Source organism: Spirillospora sp. NPDC046719, assembly GCF_040645715.1.
In the GTDB taxonomy this organism is placed as follows: Bacteria; Actinomycetota; Actinomycetes; order Streptosporangiales; family Streptosporangiaceae; genus Spirillospora.
Genome location: NZ_JBEYYT010000122.1, coordinates 1 through 23,965, shown reverse-complemented (window position 1 = coordinate 23,965; position 23,965 = coordinate 1). Strand labels below are relative to the sequence as shown.

Sequence of the window (23,965 nt, the reverse complement as noted above, 5' to 3'; positions counted from 1 at the left end):
GCCGCCCGCGCCCCCCACCCACCCAACACGCGCCCCCCCACCGCCCCCCCCCCCCCGGGCGGGGGGCGGCCGCCCCCTCCTGGCCCCGCGGGTGGGCGGCGGGGGGCGCCCCCCCCCCCCTCGCCGAGGGAAACACCGATGCGCACGAGGACCTCCCTGATCTGCTGTCCCGATCGTCGCACAGAGCGTCGTCAGGCGCTCCGGGCAGGGGCTCGCCCTGCCGCCCTGCCGTCCCGCCGCCCCGCCGCCGGCGTCATGGCTCGTCCGGGTCCTGGTGCCGCGGGCCGTACCGGTCCGCCAGATCCCGGTCGTTGTCGGCCCACCGGCGATGCCGTTCGGCCGACTCCAGATGCGCCGCGGCCTCCTCCGGATGGACGGCCGCCATGTCCTCCAGCAAGGCCGCCGCCCGGTCATGGGCCCGCGCCGAGGACAGCATGGACCGCAGCGCGTCCTCACCGTTCGCGCGCCGCGGCGGACGCCCGGCGGCACGCGACCGGAAGCCCTCCGGAGCCCGCGGCCCGTTCGCCCCGGTCTCCGGCGCCCCTTCGCGCGCCGTCAGGCGCAGCGCGCGGTCTTCGCCGCCCATACCGGCCGCCCCGACCCGCGCGCCCGTGGTTCCACCAGCGCCCCCGACACACCGGCTACCTACCCACCCACCTGCACGTTCAGCCCCACCCGCCCCACTTCTCCCCGGGGGGCGGGAGGGGAGCCCGGAGCGCGATGTCCGATCATGGAGGGGTGGTGACTCCGGATCCCGTGACGCTCCAGGCCGCCGACGGTGTGCGGATCGACGCAGGACACCTCGGCGGGGACGACGACCTCTGCTTCGTGCTCGCGCACGGCTTCACCTGCTCCTGGCGGCAGCCCGCGCTCCGCCGCATCGGCGCGGTGCTCCACCGGTACGGCGGCGTCCTCGCCCTCGACCTGCGCGGCCACGGGCGGTCCGGCGGGCACTCCACGGTCGGCGACCTGGAGGTCCTCGACGTGCAGGCCGCGGTCACCGCGGCACGCGTCCGGGGGTACCGGCGCGTCGTCGTCGCGGGCTTCTCGCTGGGCGGCGCCGTCGCGATCCGGCACGCCGCGCTGCACGGCGCCGTAGACGCGGTCGTCTCGGTCAGCGCGCCCGCCCGCTGGTACTACCGCGACACCGTCCCCATGCGCCGCGTCCACTGGGTGATCGAGCGGCCCCTCGGACGGCTCGCCGTCCGCCTCGCGCGCGGGACGCGCATCGCCGCCAAGGGCTGGGACCCCGTCCCCGAGGCGCCGCACGAGGTCGCGGCGCGCATCGCCCCCGCGCCGCTGCTGATCGTCCACGGGGACTCCGACGCGTTCTTCCCCATCGAGCACGGGCGGCAGCTGTACGACGCGGCGCGCGACCCGAAGGAACTGTGGATCGAACCCGGGTTCGGCCACGCGGAGGTCGCCGCGACCCCGGAGCTGATCCACCGCATCGGCGCGTGGGCGGCGTCCTCCGCCACCGCGATGCGTCCCGACGCGGCCCTCTGACGCTCCCGTCCCAGCGGCGCCGCGCCCGCGACCCGCGCCTCCCTGCGCGCGGCGTGCCATCGGACACCCTTCTTCTCTAATAGTGCTAGGTGTACCCTAGCGGTGTTAGATTGACCCTAATACCGCTAGGGAAGGAGCCTCATGGTCGACCAGAGACCAGCCCCCGCGATCGCCCGCCACCACGACCGGACGAGCGGATGGTGGCCGCTCGCGGCGATCGTCGCCGCCGTCTTCATGCTCATGCTGGACGCGACGGTGGTGACCGTCGCCGTCCCGGGAATGCGCCACGACCTGCACGCCGGCCTCGGCGACCTGCAATGGGTCGTGAACGCGTACACGATGGCGATGGCCGCCTCCCAGCTCACCGCCGGAGCGTTCGCCGACCGCTGGGGGCGGCGCCGCTCCTTCCTCGCCGGCGTGGCGCTGTTCGCCGCGGCGTCGCTGGCGTGCGGCCTGGCGCCCACCGCCGCGACCCTCATCGCGGCGCGGGCCGTCCAGGGGCTCGCGGGCGCGCTGATGTTCGCGACCACGCTCGCGCTCATCGCGCAGTGCTACACGGGACAGGCCCGCGGCGTCGCGTTCGGCGTGCGGGGCACCGCCGCCGGGCTCGCCGTCGTCCTCGGCCCCGTCGTCGGCGGCGCGCTCGTCTCGGGCCTCGGCTGGCGCTGGGTCTTCCTGGTGAACGTGCCGGTCGGAGCCGTCACCCTGGCGATGGGCGCCCGCGCGCTGCCGCGCGAGGAGACTCCCCGCGCGCGGCGCCGCATCGACCTCGCCGGGCCCTGCCTCCTCGCCGTCTCCCTGTCCCTGCTGGTCTTCGGGCTGCTGCGCGTCCAGGACCACGGCTGGGGGAGCGCCGAGACCCCGCTCGTCTTCTGCGCGTCGGCGGCGTCGCTCGCGGCGTTCCTCGCCGTGGAGAGCCGCCTCGCCGACCCGATGCTGGACCTGCCGCTCTTCCGGGACCGCGCGTTCAGCGGCACGCAGATCGGGTCGTTCGCCGTGCAGGCCAGCGTCTTCGCCCTGCTCATCTACGTGTCGCTGTGGTTCCAGGACCAGCTCGGCTTCTCCGCGCTCAAGACCGGCCTGTGCTTCCTGCCGCTCGTCGTCCCCATCCTCGTCGCCGGTCCGATCGCCGGCGCCGTCATGGACCGCCTTCCCAAGGGCCTGCTCGTCACGGGTTCGCTGACGCTCCTCGCGCTGGCGATCCTGCTCATGCACGGGCTGGCACCCGGCTCGTCCTGGACCCATCTGGCGCCGGGCATGGCGCTGGCCGGCCTCGCGTGCGGGATCGCGCTGCCGACCCTCGGCGGCCTCGCCGTGGACGTCGCGGACCGGTCCCGGCTCGGCATGGCGTCCGGCGTCAACAACACCGTCATGCAGGTCGGGTCCGCGGTGGGGATCGCGGTGTACGGAGCGGTCCTGAGCCGGCACCGGGTGTTCACCGAAGGGCTGGACGCCCTCTTCGCCACCGCGGCCGCCGTCGCCCTCTGCGGAGCCGTCCTCACCGCGGTGCTCCTCGGCAGGAGACGCCTCTGACCTGCGTCGACAGGGGGTTATCCACATTTTCCCGAGCCCCTGCCCGGGGGCCTGCGGGGTCGGCATCATCGGTGACCATGAACGGATTCGGCATCACCTGGAAGCGGACGTCCGGCGGCCCGGCCGTCCCCGTCGGCCCCGGCCTCCACGTCACCCCCGGCACCGGCTCCCCGCTCACCGTCCGCGCCGCCGCCCTCAGCGGCCTCCTCCCGCCGGACGCGGTCATCGCCCGCCGCACCGCCGCCTGGATCTGGGGCATCGACGTCCTCCCACCGGGCGTGAACGAGACCGACTGGGACGTCGAACTGATCACCCCCGGACCGGCCGAGTGCGCGACGGGCCCGCCCGTCGCCGACCACGTGGACCTTCCACCCGACCACGTGCGGGAGGAGGCGGGCATCCGCGTCACCTCCCGCGCCCGTACGGCCCTCGACTGCACGCGCTGGCTGCCGCGCTCCGAGGCGGTCGCCGCACTGGACCAGTTCCTCCGGAACGGAGTCGACACCGATGAACTCAAGGCCATGGCCCGCACACTGCCCGGCTACCACGGCAACAGGCGGCTGCGCGACCTCCTGCGCCTCGGCGACCGCGGCGCGGCCTCCCCCGGGGAGAGCTGGGTCCGGACCGCCGTCGTCGACGCGGGCTTCCCGCGCCCGCGCACCCAGGTCCCCGTCGCCGGGCCGCGCGACCGCTGCCTCTACGTGGACCTCGGTTACGAGGACTACCGCGTCGGCATCGAGTACGACGGCGAGCGCCACCACACCGGCCGAGCCGCCCGCGCCCACGACGAGAGCCGCCGCCGCTGGCTCGGCCGGGAGATGGGCTGGCAGATCATCCCCGTCACCAAGCTCTTCCTGTACCGCCCGGCCCCCTACCTGGAGGCGCTCCTGACCGCACTCCTCCAACGCGGCTGGAATCCCGACGCCGCGACGATGAACCGCATCACCGCCCGCCTGACAACCCTCTCCCGCCGCCCCCACCACCCCCGCTGACCGCGGACCTCAACCTGCCACCCACACCCCCCGACGGCACGCCACCGACCACGGCCACTCAGGCCGTACCCGCTGGCGGCGTGGGCATCGCACCTGCTGCTCGCGCCCGCTGCTGGTGCGCCCACCGTCCACGGCAACTCGCGCCGCGTCGACCGACCAGGGCGGCTGGCGGCGCGCCTGCCGACCAGGGTGGCTTGAGCCCCGCCCGCTGGCGGTGGCTGGCGCCGTGCGCGCTGGCGGCGACGGCTCGGGCCGTACCCGTTGGCGGTTGCGGGCGTCGGGCCTGCTGCCCGCGCCCACTGGCGGCGCGTCGACCGACCGTGGCGGCTGGCGGCGCGTCCGCTGGCGGGGGCTTGCGCGGCGCTTGCCGGCGCTGTGGCCGTTAGCTGCGGCGGCTGGCGGTGTGCTCGCTGGGGATGAGGCTTGCGCGGCCCGGGCGATGGCGGGGGTTCAGTCCAGCAGGGCCGAGAGACGCTTGGGGGCGATCAGGCGGTAGCTGTCCTCGATGAGCTCCGCCAGCTCCTCCCAGTCGTGCTCGACGTCCAGGCGAGCGCCGACCCATCCCTTGGCGCCGACGTACTTCGGGACGAAGAACCGCTCCGGGTCCTCCGATACCAGGGCCTCCTGCACCCCCGGACCGGCCTTGAACATCATGGACGAGCCGTCCTCGCTGGTCATCACGAACAGCTTGTCGCGAACACGGAAGGAGGGCGATGTGTGACCCCCGAACGGCTTCTCGGTCGCCTCCGGCATCCCGAGGCAGATCTCCCGGAGCCGCTCCAGCACGTCCATGCGCCCGCCCTTTCCCAGGAAGAATGACCGTGAAGGAGCCTAACCACGGCCACCGCGGCCGTGTCAGCCGACCAGCAGGACGAGCTTCCCGCGGACGCGGCCCTCCTCGCCGGCGCGGTGCGCCTCGGCGATCTCGGCGAGCGGGAAGGTCCCCGCGACCGGGAGCGAGAAGCGTCCGGCCTCGATCAGCGCGCCGATCTCGTCGAGCACGTGGACGGCGCGGCCGGCGTCCCCGCGGCTGAACCGCACTCCGTGCTCCCGTGCGCCGGCGAAGTCGGCGACCGTGAGAACGTGCTCGGCACCGCCGGTGAGGCCGATGAGTTCGGGCAGTACCCCGCTCCCCGCGACGTCGAGCGCCAGGTCGACGCCGCCGGGCGCAAGCGCGCGGACCCGCTCGGCCAGGCCCTCGCCATAGGCGACGGGCTCGGCCCCCAGCGAGCGCAGGTACTCGTGGTTCGCCGGGCCGCCCGTACCGATCACGCGCGCGCCGCGCGCAACGGCGAGCTGGACGGCGGCGCTGCCGACGCTTCCGGAGGCGCCGTTGATGAGCAGCGTGCCGCCTGCGACGCCGAGCTGGTCGAGCGCGCGCGTGGCCGTCTCGATGGCGGCCGGCAGTGCCGCGGCGCCGGGAAAGTCGAGCGACGGCGGGATCGGCGCGTAGAAGGACAGCACGGCCAGCTCGGCCTGCGCCGCCCCTTCGGCGGACAAGCCGAACACGCGGTCGCCGACAGCCACGTCCTTGACGCCCTCGCCCAGCTCGTCCACGATGCCCGCCGCCTCGTGGCCCAGCGTCTGGGGGAGCTCCGGGTCCATCAGGCCCTGGCGCTTCTTCCAGTCGCTCGGGTTGACCCCGGCCGCGCGCACCGCGATCCGGATCTGGCCGGGGCCCGGATGCGGATCGGGAAGATCCACGATCTGGAGCACCTCCGGGCCTCCGAACAGGTCGAAACGCGCTGCCTTCATTATCCGCTCCGATGCCACTCCAGGGGGCCTCGCACCCGCTGTCCATACGACGGCGAACGCCGTTTCGCCGCAGAACACCGTACGTCACAGACGGTGCTCTCCCCGGCATCTCCATTGGTGAGTCGACGAACCCTCAAAGCGGATGACTGCGTGCACGGCGCCGGGTCGGCCGAGGTCTTCCGTTTGACGGAAGCGGGGGTGACGCGTGCCCGGAGGAGCAGCGATGGTCGGGACGACCACGAACGAGAGGGGGGCACGTGACCGACCAGAGCGCCGTCGAGACGGAGGTCGTCGTCCTGGAAAGGACCGATCTCGCGGAAGGCGTCGTGGGATTGACGCTGGGCGCCGTGGACGGAGGCGCGTTGCCGTCCTGGCAGCCTGGCGCGCACGTCGACCTGCTGATGCCCGACGGTCTCGTGCGGCAGTACTCCCTATGCGGCGACCCGGCCGACGATCGGACGTGGCGGCTCGGTGTGCTGAGGGAGGGGCCGGGCTCCACGTTCGTCCACGAGCGACTGAACGTCGGCGACAAGCTCCTCACGCGCGGCCCGCGCAACCATTTCGCTCTGGAGGACGCGCCCGGCTACCTATTCCTGGCCGGGGGCATCGGCATCACGCCGATCCTGCCGATGGTGGCGGCGGCGGATGCCGCGGGCGCGGATTGGCGGCTCCTCTACGGCGGGCGGCAGCGGGCGGCGATGGCCTTCCTCGACGACCTGGCGCGCTACGGAGAGCGTGTCGAGGTACGGCCGCAGGACGAGTTCGGATTGCCCGACCTCGACGCCGCGCTTTCCGGGCTCCGGGAGGGCACGCTCGTCTACTGCTGCGGGCCCGAGCCGATGCTGGCGGCGGTCGAGGAGCGGTGCCCCAGTGGCACGCTGCGCACTGAGCGCTTCTCTGCAAAGCCCGTCACCGGCCCGAACGAGGCGTTCGAGATCGAGCTGTCGCTCACCGGCCGCACGCTGCAGGTCGAGCCCGGGCGGTCGATCCTGGAGACGGTCGAGGAGGCTGGCGTCACGGTCCTGTCGTCGTGCCGCGAGGGCACGTGCGGAACATGCGAGACGCCCGTCCTCGACGGCGAGCCGGACCACCGCGACTCCGTGCTCACCGACGACGAGCGCGCCGACGGCGGCTTCATGATGATCTGCGTGTCCCGCGCCAAAGGCCCGCGCCTAGTCCTCGAACTCTGAACACGCCACCTCCGCCGCGTCTGCCGTAGCGCGCCCACCCGGTCGTGGTGCGTGCTGCGCTGGCGCGATGTGTGCACGGTGGTGGGGTGTGGGCTCGCGTAGGTCGAGATGTGCTGGGTGGGTGGGGTTCTGGGCCGCTACGGTGTGCGCCGCATTGGCCGGGATGCGGGCCGGGGCGGCCGGGGGTGTCTGCCGAGCCGGCCGTGATGCGCGGCGCGGTGGTGGGGTGTGGGCTCGCGTCGGTCGGGATGTGCGTCATGCTGGCCGGTGGGCGCCGTATCGGCTGCGCTGCGCCGGGTCGTCCAGGGGTGCGCTGCATTGGCCGGAGTGCGCATCGCGTCGGCCTGGGTGTGCGCTGGGGTGGTTGGACCTGGTGTGTCGGCGGGCGATGTGTGCCCCCGCTGGTCGTGGGTGTGCGCTGTGCGGGGGCGGAGCGTGCCTAGTGCTGGCTGTGCTGCGTTGGTCGGGGCGTGCGGTGGGTCGGGCTTGCGCTTGAGTGGGCGGGGGCGTCGCGCGGGTTGAGGTGTGTGCTGGTGTCTTGGGACGGCTGAATGTGCTTGAGGCGCTGGGTGTGTGTTGGGGCGGTGGTGTGGTGTTGGTGTCGGGGCGGTTGAGGGGGTGTGGGGTGGAGGGGGCTTACTTCGTTATTGGGGACGGTTACGCGGTCTACCAAGGGGCTGTGGCGGAGGGGGGCTTTCATCGGCATGCCGCCTTTCAGGTGGCCATCGGTGTTCATGGCGAGGTGGTCATGGACGATGAGGACGGCAACCGCTTCAGCGATGCGGCGTTGGTCGTGCCGCCCATGGTCGGCCACAGGCTGCTTCCGGTTCGGGAGCTGCGCACGCTTTTCGTGGAGCCGCATTGCGCGTTCGCCGACCGGTTGCGGGTGGTCTGCGGCAGGGGCATCACCCCGGCTCCTGGCATGAGGGGGCTTCGTGAGGAGGACGTCGCGGGTGGTCGTCTGTCGGGGGAGCTCGACGGGCGGTTGCTGGACGCGATGCGCGTGCTGATGGACGAGCGGATCCCGATGACGGCGCTGGCGGCGAGGGTGGGGCTGTCCCCGCAGCGGCTCTGCGCGCTGGCGCGGGCGGAGCTGGGCATGCCGCTCGCGCGGTGGCGCATCTGGCGGCGCCTCGCCCGGTCGGCCGAGGCGCTGCACGAGGGGCGGACGCTGAGCGGCGCCGCGCTCGCGGGCGGCTTCGCCGACCAGGCGCACTTCACCCGCGAGATGCGCCGGATGATGGGGCTGACGCCCGCGGAGGTCGTCCGGGCGCTGGGACGTCAGGCGCGCCGCGCGGTGTAGAGGGAGATCGAGCCGTTGACCGTCGGCACGGCCGCGGTCTCCCGTACCTGGACGAAGCCGACCTCGGAGATGAGGCCCGGCAGCCTTCCGTCGGCGTTGAACCGCGTGTCCTCCCGGCCGTCCGCCAGTTGCACCAGGCGGAAGGCCAGGCGCATCGCCCGGGTGCGCTGGAGACCGAAGTCGGCGATCACCAGCCGGCCGCCGGGCCGCAGCGTCTCGAGCATCGAGGCCAGGATCGCCCGCTTCATCGGCACGGGGCACTGGTGGAGGACGAGGCTCGACACGACGGTGTCGGCGGTCCCCGCATCCACGATGTCCGTCAGCGCGTCGCCCATCCCGGTCCGCCACTCGACGCCGCCCGCACCGGCCTTGGGCTCGGCGGCCGCGAGCATCTTCGGGTCGGGGTCGACGCCGATCACGCGCGCGGAGGGCTCGATGCGGTGCAGGAGCAGGGCCAGCGATCCGGTGCCGCAGCCGACGTCGACGACGACGTCACCGGCCCGGACCGCGGCGTGCATGGCGATCATGCTCCGCCACAGGCGCTCCCGGGTCAGCGCGATCACGGCGTCGTAGAGGCGGGGGAAGGAGGCGCGGCCCAGCGCGGGCGTGAAGGTCTGCTCGGTCATGACCGGAAGTGTCGGCAGTCCCGGCGCGGCTCGTCTTGAACGAACCGCTCGCGCGTCAGACGGGCGTGATCGGCAGGGAGCGGCGCGGCTCGAAGGCGAAGCCGGAGCCGGTGCTGAACCGGACGACGGCCACCTCGTCGGGCTCGGGCGCGGGCTCGTCGCGGCGGACGACGGCCAGCCGCCAGTCCCGGTCGGTGCCGGTGACCTCGGTGTCGAGGCAGGGGTCCAGGGCGCGGACGACGGCTTGGAGCGCGGTCGTCCAGCCGGGTCCGCACAGGGAGATCCAGGCGCCGTCCTCGTGGGCGGGGGACGGGCGGACGGTGACGGTCGCGCCGTCGACGGAGGCGTCGACGTAGGCCGACGGGTTGAGGAGCGGGTGAACGGCGAGGAGCCGGGCGGCCCCCTCGGGGGTGGCCGGGAGGTCGAGGGCGCGGGCGAGGCGTTCGGCGGCGACGCCGGCGATGCCGACCAGTTGCCTACGGCGGATGCGCAGGAGGCCGTCGGCGTCGGCGCGTGCGGCCACGGCGAGCGTGAAGGCCCGGTTGAGCAGGTGCATCTGCAGGCACACCTCGTCGGCGATCCGGGCGAGCGCGGAGCGGGAGAAGGCGGCGAAGTCGAGGTCGGACAGCAGTGGGCCGGTGTAGTCGGCGAGGCCGTCGTCGGCCGGGTCGATCGGCGCCAGGTCGAGGGTCGCGGCGCGGGAGCGCTCGTTGTCGGCGAGCAGGGGGATGCCCTGCGCGTCCGGGTGCGACTCGTCGATGATCACGGTCCAGGCGCAGTGCGGGTGCCGGCCGGCGGGCGAGCGCGGCGGCCGGTGGATCGGGCGGACCTGGGCCTTCGGGTTGGTCGCGACGGCGGTCGCGTCGAAGGTGGGGTCCTCGATGTCGTGGCACATGGAGCGGACGTAGTCCTCGCCCATCGGTTCGACGTCCATGAGGGCGCCGCAGTGGTCGAGGTGGAACTCGCCGTGCCACCGGTCGTGGACGGTGTAGCGGAAGTCCATGAACTGCGGCGGGGCGCCGATGTCGAGCTGGAGGCCCTTGAAGATCGTCGGGACGTCGCCCTTCCCGGGCACCTCCGGGGCGTAGCCGAGGGCGCGCTGCATCCGCCGCGTGTAGATGGGGCTGGACGCGGCCCACTCCTCGATCGCGATCCGCGCCATCTCCTCCCGGCCGAATGCGGAGATGCACCACGCCATTCCGGAACGGTCGATCAGCTGACCGATCAGGAGCAGCTCGGGGACGGCGACCGCGAGTTCGTCCCGGGACAGGGCGGCGTAACGGCCGGGCGGTATCGCTCCAGGGTTGGTCATCTGGCGATCTCCTCGAAGATGAAACGGGTTCTCGTCGGCGTCACTTCGCGGTCAGCCCGAGCCGGGCGGCGGTCTTGTCCAGGTACTCGATGACTTTGGCCTCGTCGGCGTCCGGCACGCCCCAGATCAGCTCGGACGCGCCCGCCGCGGACCACTCGGCGAGGTCGTCGGGGGAGGGCCGCTTGGCGACCAGGATCCGCACGTCGGGTTCGCCGGGGCGGCCCGCGTCGGCCCACTCGCGGCGCAGCAGGGCGGCCTTGTCGGCGATGCCGGTCTCGATCGGCGTGGTCATCCAGCCGTCGGCGTGGCGGGCGATCCACCTCATGGTCTTCGGGCCGCCGCCGGCGCCGACGATCACGGGGATGCGGCCCTGCGGCGGCTTGGGGTAGGCCCAGCTCGGCCCGAACGAGACGAACTCGCCGTCGTAGGACGCCTCCTCCTCGGTCCACAGGGCGCGCATGGCCTCCAGGTACTCCTTCAGGACGGTGCGCCGCCTGGCCGCCGGGACGTGGTGGTCGGCCAGCTCGTCGGTGTTCCAGCCGAAGCCGGCGCCGATCGTCAGCCGGCCGCCGGACAGGTGGTCGAGGGTCGCGAGCGTCTTGGCGAGGGTGATCGGGTCGGACTCGACGGGCAGCGCGACGGCGGTGGCGAGGCCGATCCGCTCGGTCACGGCGGCGGCGGTCGCGAGCGATACCCACGGGTCGAGGGTGCGCGTGTAGCGGTCGTCGGGCAGGTCCTGGCCGCCGGTGGGGTGCAGCGCGTCGCGGCGCACCGGGATGTGGGTGTGCTCGGGCACGTAGAAGGTGTCGAAGCCGCGCTCCTCGGCGGCCTTCGCGAGGGCTGCCGGCGTGATGCCGCGGTCGGAGGTGAAGAGCACGATTCCGTTGCGCATGGCGTCATAGTAGAACGTGTTCTAGGCTTCCTGGAATAGTGACTGGACAGCTGTCCGGCGGAGCGGCCGGAGAACCTGCCCTCCTCCGCGAAAAGGAGAAGTCGATTCAGATCCGGCTATTGCGGCGATCTCCGGCCCGGTCTACGGTGGACACATGTCCAGTCAGGTGACCAGCCCGGCGCTGCGGCAGGGCCTCAACGCCCGGCAGGCCGAAACCGTGGAGAACCTGATGGCCGCCGGGCTCGAGGAGCTGCGCGCCGTCGGGCACGACGCGCTGACGATCCGGACGGTGGCCCAGCGGGCGGGCGTCTCCCCGGCGACCGCCTACACCTACCTCTCGTCCAAGAACCACCTCTTCGCGGAACTGTTCTGGCGGCACCTCAGCGAGGACGACGGCGCCGCGGCGGACGGAGCGGGCGCCACCGAGCGGCTGCAGGCGACCGTCCGGGCGCTGACGGCCCGGATCGTCGCGGAACCGGAGCTGGCGGCGGCGGTGACGCCGGCGCTGCTCGGCGGCGATCCCGACGTCGCGCGGCTGCGGCTGCGCATCGGCGGGGAGTTCTACTCCCGGTTCGAGGCGGCCCTCGCGGGGGCGGCGCGGCCGGGGGCGCCGGCCGACGCCGCCGTCCTGGAGGTGCTGGTCCTCACCTTCACCGGCGCGCTGCTGCAGGCCGGCATGGGCCTGCTGACCTACGACCAGATCGCCGACCGGCTCGTTTCGGCCGTGGAAGTGATCATGAGGGGCAACGAATGAGCGCTTCGACCGACGCGGTGGCCGGACCCCTGGTCTTCGACCCCTACGACTACGCGTTCCACGAGGACCCGTACCCGCTCTACCGGCGGCTGCGCGAGGAGGCACCGGTCTTCCACGCCGAGCGGGACGACCTGTGGGTGGTCTCGCGCCACGCCGACGTGTTCGACGTGCTCCGCGACGACGCGGCGTTCTCCAACCGGATGGGCGTCTCCCTCGACGCGAGCGCGTGGAGCCCCGACGCGCACCGGGTGATGAGCTTCCTCGCCCTCGACGGGCAGCGGCAGACCCGGCTGCGCAGGCTGGTGTCCGCCGCGTTCACGCCGCGCCGGGTCAAGGAGCTGCAGCCGCAGATCCAGCGGCTCACCGAGCACTACCTCGAACGGACCTTCGCCGCCGCCGCCGAGCACGGCGAGGCCGACTGGATCACCGACTTCGCCGGGAAGCTCCCCATGGACGTCATCTCCGAGATGATGGGGGTGCCGGAGGCCGACCGGGACGAGGTCCGGCGCCTCGCCGACCTGGTCGTGCACCGCGAGGACGGCGTCCGCGACGTCCCGCCGGCGGGCATGGAGGCGGCCGGCGAGCTCATCACCTACTACGCGGGGATGGTGAAGGAGCGCCGGGCGGCGGCCGCGGAGGCGGGCGACCTCACCGCCGCGCTCACCGTCGCCGAGATCGACGGCGACCGGCTCACCGACGGCGAGATCATCGCGTTCCTCTTCCTCATGGTGGTCGCCGGGAACGAGACGACCACCAAGCTGCTCGGCAACGCGCTGTACCACCTGTCCGCGCACCCCGAGCAGAAGGCGGAGGTGCTCGCGAACCCGGGCGATCCCGAGGCGCTGGTGACGCCGTGGATCGAGGAGACGCTGCGGCACGACACCTCCAGCCAGATGCTCGCCCGCTACGTCGTCGACGACGTGGAGATGCACGGCACGACGATCCCTGCCGGGGCGAAGGCGCTGATCCTGCTCGGCTCCGCCAACCGCGACGAGCGGGTCTTCACCGACCCGACCGTCTATGACATCCACCGGCCCAAGAGCGAGCTCGGCCAGATCCTCAGCTTCGGCTCCGGCAAGCACTTCTGCCTGGGCGCGAACCTGGCCCGGCTGGAGACGCGGGTCGTGCTGAACGAGCTGGTCCGGCGCGTCGAGGACTTCGAGGTGGACGCCGACCGGGCCGTGCGCGTGCACTCCACCAGCGTCCGCGGCTTCGCCGAGCTGCCGACCGGCTTCACCCTGCGGAAGGGCTGAGGCGGAGGGACTGGGAGGGACCGAAGATGTCCAGGAAGTACCCGCATCCCGAACGCCGCCCCGCGGTGATCACGGGGGCGTCGTCCGGCATCGGCGCGGAGACGGCCAAGGTGCTCGCGGCGGCCGGCCATCCGGTGGCGCTCGGCGCGCGCCGGGTCGGTGTCCTCGAGGAGATCGCCGCGGCGATCCGCGCCGAGGGCGGCGAGGCGGTCGCGCACGCGCTCGACGTCTCCGACGACGGCTCGGTGGCCGACTTCGCCGCGAAGGCGACCGCCGACCTCGGCGACATCGAGGTCGTCGTCAGCAACGCCGCGCTGGTGGCGCCCGGCGCGACCATCGAGGTCAGCTCCGAGCGCTTCGCGCGGGAGATCGACCTCAACCTCGTCGGCGCGCACCGGGTCGCGCGGGCGTTCGTGCCCGCGATGGTCGGGCGCCGGCGCGGCGACATCGTCTTCGTCTCGTCCGACGTCGCCGTCCGCGCGCGGCCGTTCATGTCGGCGTACTCCGCCGGCAAGTGGGGCCTGGAGGGAATGGTCAGCGCGCTGCAGATGGAGCTGGAGGGCACCGGCGTCCGCGCCTCGATCATCCGCCCCGGCCCGACATGGAGCGGCATGGGCGCCGACTGGGACGCCGACGAGGCCGCGTTCGTGCTCGACCAGTGGGTCCGCTTCGGGCTCGCCCGGCACCCCCACTTCCTCAAGGCGAAGGCGCACGCCGACGCGATCGCCACGATCGTCGGCGCGCCGCGCGGCGTGCACCTCAGCCTGCTCGACGTCAATCCCGAAGCACCCGTGGAGGAGAAGCCATGACCGCCGCCGAGAGTCATCGGCTCGCCGCGATCCCCGAGGTGAGCACGGTCCTCGACGATCAGAGCCCCGAGGTGCCCGAGATCATCCGCGGCACCGGCCACCTGCCGGAGATGCGGGTCGACCCGGTCTCCCTGTTCCACCGCGTCCGCGAGGAGTGCGGCGACGTCGGGCGGTTCCGGCTCGCCGACAAGGACGTGGTGCTGGTCAGCGGCGCCGAGGCGAACGAGGTGTTCTTCCGCGCGCCCGACGAGCGGCTCGACCAGGCCGCCGCGTACCCGTTCATGACGCCGATCTTCGGCAAGGGCGTCGTGTTCGACGCCTCGCCGGAGGAGCGCCAGCAGATGCTGAAGAACCAGGCGCTGCGCGGGGACATGATGCGCGGGCACGCGCGGACGATCGAGGCGGAGATCCGGCGGATGGTCGCCGGCTGGGGCGAGGAGGGCGAGATCGACCTCCTCGACTTCTTCGCCGAGCTGACCATCTACACCACCTCGGCGTGCCTGATCGGCAAGCCGTTCCGCGACGAGCTGGACGCCTCGTTCGCCGAGCACTACCACGAGCTGGAGCGCGGCACCGACGCGATCGCCTACGTCGACCCGTACGCCGACATCGACAGCTTCCGGCTGCGCGACGCGGCGCGGGAGAAGCTGGTCTCGCTGGTGCAGGGCATCATCGAGCGGCGCAAGGAGCGCGGGAAGGTCCCCCGCGACCAGCGCGACCTGCTCGACGTCCTGATCTCGCTGGACATGAGCGCCGACCACATCACCGGCATCTTCATCTCGATGATGTTCGCCGGGCACCACACCTCCAGCGGCACCGCGTCCTGGGCGATGATCGAGCTGCTGCGGCACCCGGACGTGCTGGCCGAGGTGGTCGCCGAGCTGGACGCGCTGTACGCCGACGGGACCGAGGTGTCGTTCCAGGCGCTGCGGTCGATCCCGGTGCTGGAGTCGGCGCTGAAGGAGACCCTGCGGCTGCACCCGCCGCTGATCATCCTGATGCGGCTGGTCCGCGAGGACTTCGAGCTGCTCGGCAGGACGATCCCCGCGGGCACGATGCTGGCGGCGTCGCCGCGGGTCTCCAACCGGATCGAGGAGGACTTCCCCAAGGCGGGCGACTTCGAGCCGGGGCGCTACATCGACCCCCGGCAGGAGGACCTGCAGAACCGCTGGACCTGGATCCCCTTCGGCGCCGGCAGGCACCGCTGCGTCGGCAACGCGTTCGCGATGATGCAGATGAAGGCGATCTTCTCCGTCGTCCTGCGCGACTACACCTTCGAGGCCGCCCAGCCCCTCGACTCCTACCAGGACGACTTCACCAAGATGGTCATCCAGCTCGAACAGCCCTGCCGGGTGCGGTACCGGCGCCGGGCCGGGAGGTGAGCGCGGTGCGCGTCGTCGCCGACACCGACATCTGCCAGGGGCACCAGATGTGCCAGGGCGAGGCGCCCGACGTGTTCGGGTTCGACGAGGAGAAGGACGTGGTCATGATCCTCGACGAGCACCCGGACGAGTCCCGCCGCAAGGACGTGGCCACGGCCGTGAGGTACTGCCCGGCCTTCGCGCTTTCGATCGAAGAGGACTGAGCTCCATCAAGTGCACGAAGGGGACGACGTGAGTGATGACGGCGGGCTGACCCGGGCCGAGATCGAGGAGTTCTGGGACTCCTGGCTGGCGATCAACCGCGAGGCCGAGCGGACCGGCGACTGGCGGGTGATGGCCGAGTGGTACGCCGAGGACGCGACGTACGGCTGGATGTACGGCCCCGACGAGCACTTCATGGCCGTCGGCCGCGACCAGATCCGGGACTGGGCGATCGGCATCGAGATGGACGGCCTCGACGGCTGGCACTACGACTACCAGGTCACCGTGATCGACGAGAAGAAGTCGATGATCGTCGGGTTCTGGAAGCAGAAGTCCGGGATCACGAACGACGCGACCGGCGCGGAGTACGAGATCCTCGGCATCGGCGGCTCGTGGTTCGGCGTCGAGCGGCAGGCCGCGGGCGCGGACGCCGGCCAGATCAAGATCGCCTGGCAGCGGGACTGGTTCGACATGCCGTCGACCGTGCACACCTTCATGGAGATCATCAACTCCGGCAAGGCGCCCGAGACGCTGCTGAAGCGGATGAAGGTCGCCGGGCACGGCGTCCCCGGCCACTACCACTACGACGAGATGCCCTCGACGCTGTGGCCGCCGCCCGTCGAGCGCGGCGACTTCATCACCCAGGCACCCAAGGACGCGCCGGAGGCGGCGGGCAACGCGGCGGAGGCGGCGAAGTGACCGATCGCGCCCCCGCCAACCCGCCCGCGCAGCAGTACGTCGACGGCAAGCTCGGCGCCGCGGCCGGCGGGGCGTCCTACCCGATCCTCAACCCGGCCACCGGGCAGGAGATCGGCCGGGCGCCCGACGGCACCGCCGCCGACGTCGACGCCGCGATCGGCGCCGCCCGCCGCGCGTTCGACGAGTCCGGCTGGGCGACCGACCGGGCGCTGCGGATCCGGGTGCTGCGCCAGTTCCACCAGGCGCTGCTCGACAACGCCGACGCGCTCCGCGCGCTCACCACCGCCGAGGCGGGGGCGCCGGCGTTCTTCGTCGCCGGCCCGCAGTTCGACACCCCGGTCGAGAGCCTGAAGTGGACGATCGACCTCGCCGAGGGCTACGCGTGGGAGACCGACCTGGGCGTCGGCGTCACGATGGGCATCCGGTCGCGCCGCACCGTGCACCGCGAGCCGGTCGGCGTGGTCGCCGCGATCACGCCGTGGAACTTCCCCAACCAGATCAACCTCGCCAAGATCGGGCCGGCGCTCGCCGCCGGGAACACCGTGGTGCTGAAGCCGGCGCCCGACACCCCGTGGCTGGCGGCCGAGCTGGGCCGGCTGTTCGCCGAGTGCACCGACGTCCCGGCCGGCGTCTTCAACGTCGTCACGCCGCGCGACAACCGGGTGGCGGCGCTGCTGACCAGCGACCCGCGCGTGGACCTGGTCTCGTTCACCGGCTCGACGGCCACGGGACGGGCGATCGCGGCGGCCGCGGCGCCGACCCTCAAGCGGGTGTTCCTCGAACTCGGCGGCAAGTCCGCCGCGATCGTGCTGGACGACGCGAACCTCAAGGCCGTCGTCGGCGCCACCGCGTTCGCGGCGTCCGTGCACGCCGGCCAGGGATGCGCGATCACCACCCGGCTGGTGGTGCCGCGCGAACGCTACGACGAGGCGGTGGAGATCGCCGCGTCCACGATGGCCTCGCTCGGCGCGAAGGACCCCGCCGACCCCGGCACCATCTGCGGCCCGGTCATCTCCGCGGCGCAGCGCGACCGGGTGAAGTCCTACCTCGACCTCGCGCTCCAGGAGGGCGGGCGGTTCGCGACCGGCGGCGGGATCGCCGAGCAGGACGGCGAGCTGGCCGGCGGGTTCTGGATCCAGCCGACCGTCATCGCCGGCCTCGACAACACCGCGCGGGTCGCCCAGGAGGAGATCTTCGGCCCGGTGCTGACCGTCATCGCGCACGACGGCGACGACGACGCCGTCCGGATCGCCAACGAGTCGCCGTACGGGCTGTCCGGCTCGGTCGACTCCGGTGACCTGGAGCGGGCCAAGGCCGTCGCGGCCCGGATCCGCACCGGCACGGTCGGCGTCAACGGCGGGCTGTGGTTCGGCGCGGACGCGCCGTTCGGCGGCTACAAGCAGTCCGGGATCGGCCGCGAGATGGGCGTGGCCGGGTTCGAGGAGTACCTCGAGACCAAGACCACGGCCGAGCCCGCCTAGGCGCGGACGAGGAGGGAAACGGGATGAGCGACATCGTCCGCGTCGGGTTCGTCGGGCTCGGCGACATCGGCAAGCCGATGGCGGCCCGGCTGGCCGCGCGGCAGGCCGAGGACGGGCTCGCGCTCGGCGTGTTCGACCTGGCCGCGGGGCCCGTCGCAGAGCTGGTCGCGGCCGGGGCGAAGGCGGCCGCAGGCGTCGGCGCGCTCGCCGCCGGCAGCGACGTGCTGTGCGTGATGGTCAACAACGACGAGCAGGTCCGCTCGGTGCTGGACGAGGCGCTGGCCGCCGCCCCCGCCGGCCTCACCGTCGCGATCCACTCGACCGTCGCCCCCGGGACGCCCGCCGAGCTGGAGGAGCTCGCCGCGCGGCGGGGCGTCCGGCTGGTCGACGCGCCCGTGTCCGGCGGCGTGATGGGCGCGGGCACCGGCGAGCTGGCCATCATGGTCGGCGGGTCGGAGGAGGCGTTCGCCGCGGTCCGCCCGGTCCTGGACGTCCTGGCGAAGAAGGTCGTGCACGCCGGGCCGATCGGAGCGGGCACCAGGTTCAAGCTCGCCCGCAACCTGATGCACTACGCCGCCTTCACCGCGGCGACCGAGGCGCAGCGGCTCGCCGAGGCGGCCGGGCTCGACATCGTCGCGCTCGGCGAGGTCGTCCGGCACACCGACGCGCTCACCGGCGGCCCCGGAGCGATCATGTACCGCGACACGACCGCCGAGATGGAGCCGGGGTCGTTCTGGTTCACCACCTTCGGCCACCTCCGGCAGCTCGCGGAGAAGGACCTCGACTTCGCGATCGCGCTGGCCGAGGAGCTCGGCGTCGACGTACCGCTGGCCAGGATCGCGCGCGAGCGACTCGCGCCCGGCCTGGGCTTTCCCGAGGAGCAGCGATGAGCGACGAGAAGACCGGGAAGTTCGACGACCTCCCCGAGCCGCGGGCCCGCGGCCTGCGCAAGATGGAGCAGGTCTACGGCTTCGACATGACCGACGGCACCGGCGACTTCTTCCGCTACACCGCCGACCACCTGTTCGGCGACGTCTGGCAGCGCCCCGGCCTGTCCGACCGGGACCGGCGCCTGCTGCTCATCGGGCTGCTCGCCGGGCAGGGCGCCGCCGACGTGCTCGGCATCCAGGTGCCCGCCGCCCACGCCGCCGGGGAGCTCGACGACGAGGCGCTCCGCGAGATCGTCGTGTTCCTCAGCCACTACGCGGGCTGGCCGAACGGCGCGCGGCTCAACTCCATCGTCGAGGAGACGATCGCCAAGGCGGCCCGGAAGGCCGCGCGGGCCGCCGAGAAACGGGACTGAGGAGCACCATGGCCATCCGCGTCCTGCACGTGGCGACCGGCAACGTCGGCCGCATCGCCCTGGCGCAGCTCATCGAGGACCCTCGCTTCGAGCTGGCCGGCCTCGTCGTGTCCGACCCCGCCAAGGTCGGGCGCGACGCCGGCGACCTCGCCGGCCTCGGCACGGTCACCGGCGTGGCCGCCGTGGACGACCTCGACGCGGCCCTCGCGCTGCGGCCGGACTGCACCGTCTACTGCGCCCTCGGGGAGACCCGGCTGTTCGAGGCGCTCGCCGACATCGAGAGGATCCTCGCCTCGGGCAGCAACGTCGCCGCGTCCTCGCCGGTGCCGCTGATCTACCCGTGGGGGCTGCTGCCCGACCGCATGATCGACCCCATCGAGAAGGCGTGCGAGGCCGGCGGGACCAGCCTGTTCGCCAGCGGCGTGGACCCCGGCTGGGTCAACGACCTGCTGCCCTTCGCGATCGCGAGCACCTGCCAGCGGGTGGAGCAGGTGCGCTGCTCGGAGATCGCCGACTACGCGACGTACGACGGCGGCCCGGTCATGTTCGACTTCATGGGCTTCGGCCGGCCGCTGGACGACCTGCCGAGGATGTTCAAGCCGGGGATCCTGGCGGCGTCCTGGGGCGTCAGCCTCCGGATGATGGCCCGCGGGTTCGGCTTCGAGCTCGACGACATCACCGAGGCGTACGAGCGGGAGCCGGCGCCGGAGGCGTTCGACGTCGCCGCCGGGCACATCCCGCGGGGCGGCGTGGCGGCGATGCGGTTCCAGATCACCGGCGTCGCCGGCGGCAAGGAGGTGCTGGTCATCGACCACACGACCCGGTTGCGCGACGACCTGCGCCCCGACTGGCCGCGGCCCGCGCAGGACGGCGGCTCCTACCGGCTCGAGATCATCGGCGAGCCGTCCTACCGCGTCGACGTGTGCCCGACCAGCGCCAAGGGCGACCACAACTACGCCGCGATCGCGGCGGGCGCGGGCCGCATCGTCAACGCGATCCCCGACGTCGTCGCGGCTCCGCCCGGCCTGCGGACCCCGCTCGACCTGCCGTTCAACACCGCCCGCGGCGTCTTCGCGGCGGCGCTGGCCGGCTGAGACCCCCGCGACAGAGAGGACACACGACGATGGGACGCGTGGACGGGAAGATCGCCCTGATCAGCGGCGGCGCGCGCGGGATCGGCGCGGCCGCCGCGCGGGCGCTCGTGGCCGAGGGCGCGAAGGTGGTGCTCGGCGACATCCTCGACGAGGAGGGCAAGGCCGTCGCGGACGAGCTGGGCGACGCCGCCCGCTACGTCCACCTCGACGTGACGAGCCCCGACGACTGGACCGCCGCCGTCCAGGCCGCCGTCGCCGAGTTCGGCGGGCTGAACGTGCTGTTCAACAACGCCGGGATCGCCAACGGCGCCACCATCCAGCGGTTCTCGCTGGAGAAGTGGCAGAAGATCATCGACATCAACCTCACCGGCCCCTTCCTCGGCATCCGCGCGGCCGCGGACGCGCTGATCGCGGCCGGCGGCGGATCGATCATCAACACCTCGTCCATCGAGGGGCTGCGCGGCACGTCCTGGGCGCACGGCTACGTCGCGTCGAAGTGGGGGCTGCGCGGCCTGACCAAGTCGGTCGCGATGGAGCTCGCGCCGCACGGCGTCCGGGTCAACTCGCTGCATCCGGGCCTGATCCGCACGCCGCTCACCGACGGCATCCCCGACGACATGATCCCGGTCCCGCTCGGGCGCCCCGGGCTGCCCGAGGACGTCGCGTCGTTCGTGGTCTTCCTGGCCAGCGACGAGTCCTCCTACGCCACGGGGACGGAGTTCGTCATCGACGGCGGCACCGTCAACCAGATCCCCCACAAGTGACGCCGGAGCCCGTGGCGCACGGCGACCCCAGAAGTGACCCCCGGAAGCACAGTGATTCGAGACGGGAACCGATGAACGCACAGACCTCTCCCGGAATGGCCGTCCCCGCGGTGGTGCCGGCCGCGGACGTGCCCGCCGACGCCGAGCGGTTCGACGTCGTGGTGGTGGGCTTCGGGATCGCCGGAGGGTGCGCCGCGCTGGAGGCCGCGCGCTCGGGGGCCCGGGTGCTGCTGCTGGAGCGCGCCGCCGTCCACGGCGGCACGTCGAGCATGTCGGGCGGCCACTTCTACCTCGGCGGCGGCACCGCCGTCCAGAAGGCCACCGGCCACGAGGACACGGCCGAGGCGATGGCGCGCTACCTGATGGCGAGCACGAAGGACCCGGACGAGGAGAAGATCCGGCTCTACTGCGACGGGTCGGTGGAGCACTTCGACTGGCTGGAGGCGCTCGGGTTCGAGTTCGAGCGCTCCTACTTCCCGGGGAAGGCGGTGATCCAGCCCGGCACGGAGGGGCTGATGTTCACCGGCAACGAGAAGGTGTGGCCGTTCCGCGACGGGGTCCCGCCGGCGCCGCGCGGCCACAAGGTGCCGGTGCCGGGCGACACCGAGGGCACCAAGATCGTGATGGACCTGCTGCGGGACCGCGTCGAGGAGGCCGGTGTCGAGGTCCGCTACGAGACCGGCGCGACCAACCTGGTGGTGGACGGGGACGGCGCGGTCGCCGGCGTCGCGTGGCGGAACTTCGACCGGACGGGCGTGGTCGCCGCCGCCGGGGTGGTGATCGCTGCCGGCGGGTTCGTGATGAACGCGGACATGGTCGCCGCCTACACGCCGGCCCTCGGCGAGAAGCTGTTCACGCTGGGCGGCACCTACGACGACGGGCTCGGCATCCGGCTCGGCCAGTCGGCCGGCGCGGCGCTGGAGCACATGGACGAGCCGTTCATCACCGCCCCGTTCTACCCGCCGTCGTCGCTGGTCAAGGGGCTGATCGTCAACAACCGCGGCAAGCGGTTCGTGGCCGAGGACAGCTACCACGCGCGCACCTCGTACTTCGTGCTCCGGCAGCCGGGCGCGGCGGCGTACCTCATCGCCGACAGCGACCACATGGAGGAGCAGCGGATGCCGCTCGTCCCGCTGAAGGACGGCTACGAGACGATCGAGGAGATGGAGGCGGGCCTGGAGCTGCCTCCCGGCTCGCTCGTGGTGACGATGGCGCGCTACAACGAGCACGCGGCGCGGGGCGAGGACCCCGACTTCCACAAGCACCCCGACTGGCTGGCGCCGCAGACGAAGGGCCCGTGGGGCGTCTACGACCTGACCCTCGGCACCGCCCTGTACGCCGGGTTCACCCTCGGCGGCATGGCGACCACGGTCGACGGCGAGGTCCGGCGGGCCGACGGGTCGGTCATCGGCGGGCTCTACGCGGCCGGCGCCTGCGCGTCCAACATCGCCCAGGACGGCGCCGGGTACTGCTCCGGCACCCAGCTCGGCGAAGGCTCGTTCTTCGGCCGCCGCGCCGGTCTCGCCGCCGCGGCGCGGGCGCGCGGGACGTCCCGGTAGGACGCCCCGCGCGGGTCGCCGCGCCTACACGGGCTGCTCGACGGTGCGCAGCGCGCGGCGGAGCACGCCGAGGCGGTCGGCGGCCATGCGGCGGGAGACGGCGGCGTCCGGGATCAGCCCGGAACCGTGGAAGGTCCCCGGGTAGTGGTGCACCTCCGTCCCCACGCCCGCCTGGACGAGCCGCAGCGCGTACGCGAGTCCCTCGTCGCGGAGCGGGTCGAACTCGCAGGTGGTGACGTAGGCGGGCGGGAGGCCGGTGAGGTCCTCGGCGCGGGCGGGCGCCGCGTAGGGGGAGACCCCGGCGGTGCCGCGGACGCCCTCGCCGAGGTAGTAGTCCCAGCTCAGCTCGGCGTTCGGGCGGTTCCAGATCGGGGTGTCGTGGAACGCGCGCATCGACGGGGTGTCGAGCCGGTCGTCGAGCTCGGGGATGCCGAGGAGCTGGAAGCAGAGCGCGGGGCCGCCGCGGTCGCGGGCCAGCAGCGCGGTCGCGGCGGACAGGCCGCCGCCGGCGCTCTCGCCGCCCACCGCGAGTCGGCCGGGGTCGATGCCGAGGTCGGCGGCGTTGGCGGCGGTCCAGGTCAGCGCGGCATAGCAGTCCTCCAGGCCGGCGGGGAACGGGTGCTCGGGCGCGAGCCGGTACTCCACCGACAGCACGACCGCGCCGACCTCCGCGGCGATGCACAGCGCGTCGTCGTGGAAGGCGTCGACGCTGCCGAGGACGAACCCGCCGCCGTGGATGTAGAGCAGGCCGGGCAGCCGCCCGCCGGCCCTCGCCGGGGTGAAGATCCGCACCGGCACCGCCGGCGCGCCCTCGGGCCCGGGGACGGCGACGTCGCGGACGTCGACCGGGACGGGCGGCTCGTACCGGGGGCGCGCGGAGAGGAGCCGGTCGTCGGCCTCCCGCATCGCCACGGGGTCGGTCAGCGTGATCTCGGGGATCATGGAGATCCACGGGGCGAGCTCCGGGTCGAAGGCGTACGTCACGTTCCGGCTCCTCTCGGCGGCTGACCACCAGTTTCGTCGCGATCGGCGGTCCCGCCCAGCCGCCGACCGGCGGGGATCGCGGACCGGAATCCGCCGATCGTCGGGTGGCGTACGATCCGTCCATGAAGGGGCTGCTCCTGCGGTTGTCGGGGCTGGACGCCGACGCCGAGAACGCCGTCCGGGTGATCGGCTTCTTCGACCGGCTGATCGCGGGGCGCGCGAGCCCGCACGCCCTGGTGCGCGCCACCGCGACGCTCGCCGAGTGCCCCGCCGGGCTGGCCGACCCGGCGCGCGGGATCTCGCTGCGCTCGGAGCCGGGCGCGGCGGCGGGGGAGCGGGCCGTCCGGGAGTTCGCCGAGACCGGCATCGTGTGGCTGGAGCGGCCGGGCGCGCCGCTGCCGCTGGACGAGATCGTGCTTGAGCGGTTCGCCTTCGCCGCGACGGTGCTGCTGGAGCGCGAGCGCGACGAGCGGGACGACGCCGCCCTGGTGGACCTGGTCGTCGCGGCGGACGCCGCGGAGGCCGACCGGTGCCGCGCGCTGCGGGCGATGCGGTTCGAGCCGTCCGCGCCGC

The 23,965-nt window shown here is 73.2% G+C and carries 24 protein-coding genes and 1 pseudogene; 18 read left to right on the top strand and 7 right to left on the bottom strand.

The genetic code is table 11. From position 1 onward, the window contains the following. Nucleotides 1–253: 253 nt before the first annotated feature. Entirely contained in the window at nt 254–586 is a 333-nt protein-coding gene (locus ABZ914_RS21810) for a hypothetical protein (RefSeq protein ID WP_433237456.1), read from the bottom strand. Between the two features lie 155 nt (nt 587–741). On the opposite strand from ABZ914_RS21810, the gene ABZ914_RS21805 reads away from it, so the two are divergent. The 3 genes from ABZ914_RS21805 (at nt 742) to ABZ914_RS21795 (ending at nt 4,031) form a co-directional block, all read left to right on the top strand. Then, entirely contained in the window at nt 742–1,506 is a 765-nt protein-coding gene (locus tag ABZ914_RS21805) for an alpha/beta hydrolase (protein WP_347256781.1), read from the top strand. Nucleotides 1,507–1,647: 141 nt separating this feature from the next. Continuing rightward, entirely contained in the window at nt 1,648–3,039 is a 1,392-nt protein-coding gene (locus tag ABZ914_RS21800; RefSeq protein WP_500195191.1) for an MFS transporter, read from the top strand. A 77-nt stretch (nt 3,040–3,116) separates the two neighbouring features. Then, on the top strand, nt 3,117–4,031 hold the full coding sequence (locus ABZ914_RS21795; protein ID WP_500195189.1) for a type IV toxin-antitoxin system AbiEi family antitoxin: 915 nt from the start codon (nt 3,117–3,119) through the stop codon (nt 4,029–4,031). 450 nt (nt 4,032–4,481) lie between these two features. Here the strand turns inward: ABZ914_RS21795 and ABZ914_RS21790 are convergent, their stop codons facing one another. Both ABZ914_RS21790 and ABZ914_RS21785 read right to left on the bottom strand, forming a co-directional pair. After that, the gene (locus tag ABZ914_RS21790; RefSeq protein WP_190858781.1) at nt 4,482–4,823 is read right to left on the bottom strand and encodes an MmcQ/YjbR family DNA-binding protein; all 342 of its coding nucleotides are present in this window, start codon (nt 4,821–4,823) and stop codon (nt 4,482–4,484) included. Between the two features lie 63 nt (nt 4,824–4,886). After that, entirely contained in the window at nt 4,887–5,786 is a 900-nt protein-coding gene (locus tag ABZ914_RS21785) for an NADP-dependent oxidoreductase (protein ID WP_500195187.1), read from the bottom strand. Nucleotides 5,787–6,043: 257 nt separating this feature from the next. Here ABZ914_RS21785 and ABZ914_RS21780 point away from each other — a divergent pair, with 257 nt between their 5' ends. Together ABZ914_RS21780 and ABZ914_RS21775 are read left to right on the top strand one after the other, a co-directional pair. Next, on the top strand, nt 6,044–6,976 hold the full coding sequence (locus ABZ914_RS21780) for a PDR/VanB family oxidoreductase (protein WP_500195185.1): 933 nt from the start codon (nt 6,044–6,046) through the stop codon (nt 6,974–6,976). A gap of 748 nt (nt 6,977–7,724) precedes the next feature. Then, on the top strand, nt 7,725–8,279 hold the full coding sequence (locus ABZ914_RS21775; protein WP_500195183.1) for a helix-turn-helix domain-containing protein: 555 nt from the start codon (nt 7,725–7,727) through the stop codon (nt 8,277–8,279). Here ABZ914_RS21775 and ABZ914_RS21770 read toward each other — a convergent pair. Genes ABZ914_RS21770 through ABZ914_RS21760 form a run of 3 tightly spaced genes read right to left on the bottom strand, consistent with a single transcriptional unit; the run spans nt 8,258 to nt 11,109 of the window. After that, nucleotides 8,258–8,905, bottom strand: coding sequence for a class I SAM-dependent methyltransferase (locus ABZ914_RS21770; protein ID WP_500195181.1), 648 nt, complete (start codon nt 8,903–8,905; stop codon nt 8,258–8,260). The genes ABZ914_RS21775 and ABZ914_RS21770 overlap by 22 nt on opposite strands. A 55-nt stretch (nt 8,906–8,960) precedes the next feature. Then, the gene (locus ABZ914_RS21765) at nt 8,961–10,217 is read right to left on the bottom strand and encodes a hypothetical protein (protein WP_500195179.1); all 1,257 of its coding nucleotides are present in this window, start codon (nt 10,215–10,217) and stop codon (nt 8,961–8,963) included. 40 nt (nt 10,218–10,257) lie between these two features. Next, on the bottom strand, nt 10,258–11,109 hold the full coding sequence (locus ABZ914_RS21760) for an LLM class F420-dependent oxidoreductase (protein WP_500195177.1): 852 nt from the start codon (nt 11,107–11,109) through the stop codon (nt 10,258–10,260). A gap of 154 nt (nt 11,110–11,263) precedes the next feature. On the opposite strand from ABZ914_RS21760, the gene ABZ914_RS21755 reads away from it, so the two are divergent. The 12 genes from ABZ914_RS21755 (at nt 11,264) to ABZ914_RS21700 (ending at nt 22,408) form a co-directional block, all read left to right on the top strand. Further along, nucleotides 11,264–11,863, top strand: a complete 600-nt coding sequence (locus tag ABZ914_RS21755) for a TetR/AcrR family transcriptional regulator (RefSeq protein WP_500195175.1) — start codon at nt 11,264–11,266, stop codon at nt 11,861–11,863. Further along, on the top strand, nt 11,860–13,116 hold the full coding sequence (locus tag ABZ914_RS21750) for a cytochrome P450 (protein WP_500195173.1): 1,257 nt from the start codon (nt 11,860–11,862) through the stop codon (nt 13,114–13,116). The genes ABZ914_RS21755 and ABZ914_RS21750 overlap by 4 nt, the downstream gene beginning before the upstream one ends. A gap of 26 nt (nt 13,117–13,142) precedes the next feature. Continuing rightward, nucleotides 13,143–13,925: an SDR family oxidoreductase gene (locus ABZ914_RS21745; protein WP_500195172.1), complete on the top strand. Its 783-nt coding sequence runs from the start codon at nt 13,143–13,145 to the stop codon at nt 13,923–13,925. Next, a complete protein-coding gene (locus ABZ914_RS21740) occupies nt 13,922–15,307 on the top strand; it encodes a cytochrome P450 (protein WP_500195170.1) in 1,386 nt (461 codons plus the stop codon). Before ABZ914_RS21745 ends, ABZ914_RS21740 begins: the two co-directional genes overlap by 4 nt. Before the next feature lie 5 nt (nt 15,308–15,312). Continuing rightward, nucleotides 15,313–15,510, top strand: a complete 198-nt coding sequence (locus ABZ914_RS21735; protein WP_500195168.1) for a ferredoxin — start codon at nt 15,313–15,315, stop codon at nt 15,508–15,510. A gap of 28 nt (nt 15,511–15,538) precedes the next feature. Continuing rightward, nucleotides 15,539–16,207, top strand: coding sequence for a hypothetical protein (locus ABZ914_RS21730; protein ID WP_500195166.1), 669 nt, complete (start codon nt 15,539–15,541; stop codon nt 16,205–16,207). After that, nucleotides 16,204–17,688: an aldehyde dehydrogenase gene (locus tag ABZ914_RS21725; RefSeq protein WP_500195164.1), complete on the top strand. Its 1,485-nt coding sequence runs from the start codon at nt 16,204–16,206 to the stop codon at nt 17,686–17,688. Before ABZ914_RS21730 ends, ABZ914_RS21725 begins: the two co-directional genes overlap by 4 nt. 23 nt (nt 17,689–17,711) lie before the next feature. Further along, the gene (locus ABZ914_RS21720; RefSeq protein ID WP_500195162.1) at nt 17,712–18,578 is read left to right on the top strand and encodes an NAD(P)-dependent oxidoreductase; all 867 of its coding nucleotides are present in this window, start codon (nt 17,712–17,714) and stop codon (nt 18,576–18,578) included. Beyond that, nucleotides 18,575–18,991 (top strand): carboxymuconolactone decarboxylase family protein, encoded by a 417-nt coding sequence (locus ABZ914_RS21715; protein ID WP_500195161.1) that lies wholly within the window; start codon nt 18,575–18,577, stop codon nt 18,989–18,991. Before ABZ914_RS21720 ends, ABZ914_RS21715 begins: the two co-directional genes overlap by 4 nt. Before the next feature lie 8 nt (nt 18,992–18,999). Further along, nucleotides 19,000–20,085 (top strand): NAD(P)H-dependent amine dehydrogenase family protein, encoded by a 1,086-nt coding sequence (locus ABZ914_RS21710; protein WP_500195159.1) that lies wholly within the window; start codon nt 19,000–19,002, stop codon nt 20,083–20,085. Between the two features lie 29 nt (nt 20,086–20,114). After that, complete coding sequence (locus tag ABZ914_RS21705; RefSeq protein WP_500195158.1) at nt 20,115–20,849, top strand: glucose 1-dehydrogenase; 735 nt, start codon at nt 20,115–20,117, stop codon at nt 20,847–20,849. Between the two features lie 71 nt (nt 20,850–20,920). Continuing rightward, entirely contained in the window at nt 20,921–22,408 is a 1,488-nt protein-coding gene (locus ABZ914_RS21700) for an FAD-binding protein (RefSeq protein WP_500195156.1), read from the top strand. Between the two features lie 24 nt (nt 22,409–22,432). Here the strand turns inward: ABZ914_RS21700 and ABZ914_RS21695 are convergent, their stop codons facing one another. Further along, nucleotides 22,433–23,392, bottom strand: a complete 960-nt coding sequence (locus ABZ914_RS21695; protein ID WP_500195154.1) for an alpha/beta hydrolase — start codon at nt 23,390–23,392, stop codon at nt 22,433–22,435. A gap of 122 nt (nt 23,393–23,514) precedes the next feature. On the opposite strand from ABZ914_RS21695, the pseudogene ABZ914_RS21690 reads away from it, so the two are divergent. Continuing rightward, nucleotides 23,515–23,965, top strand: a pseudogene (locus ABZ914_RS21690) (PucR family transcriptional regulator); the annotation flags it as partial.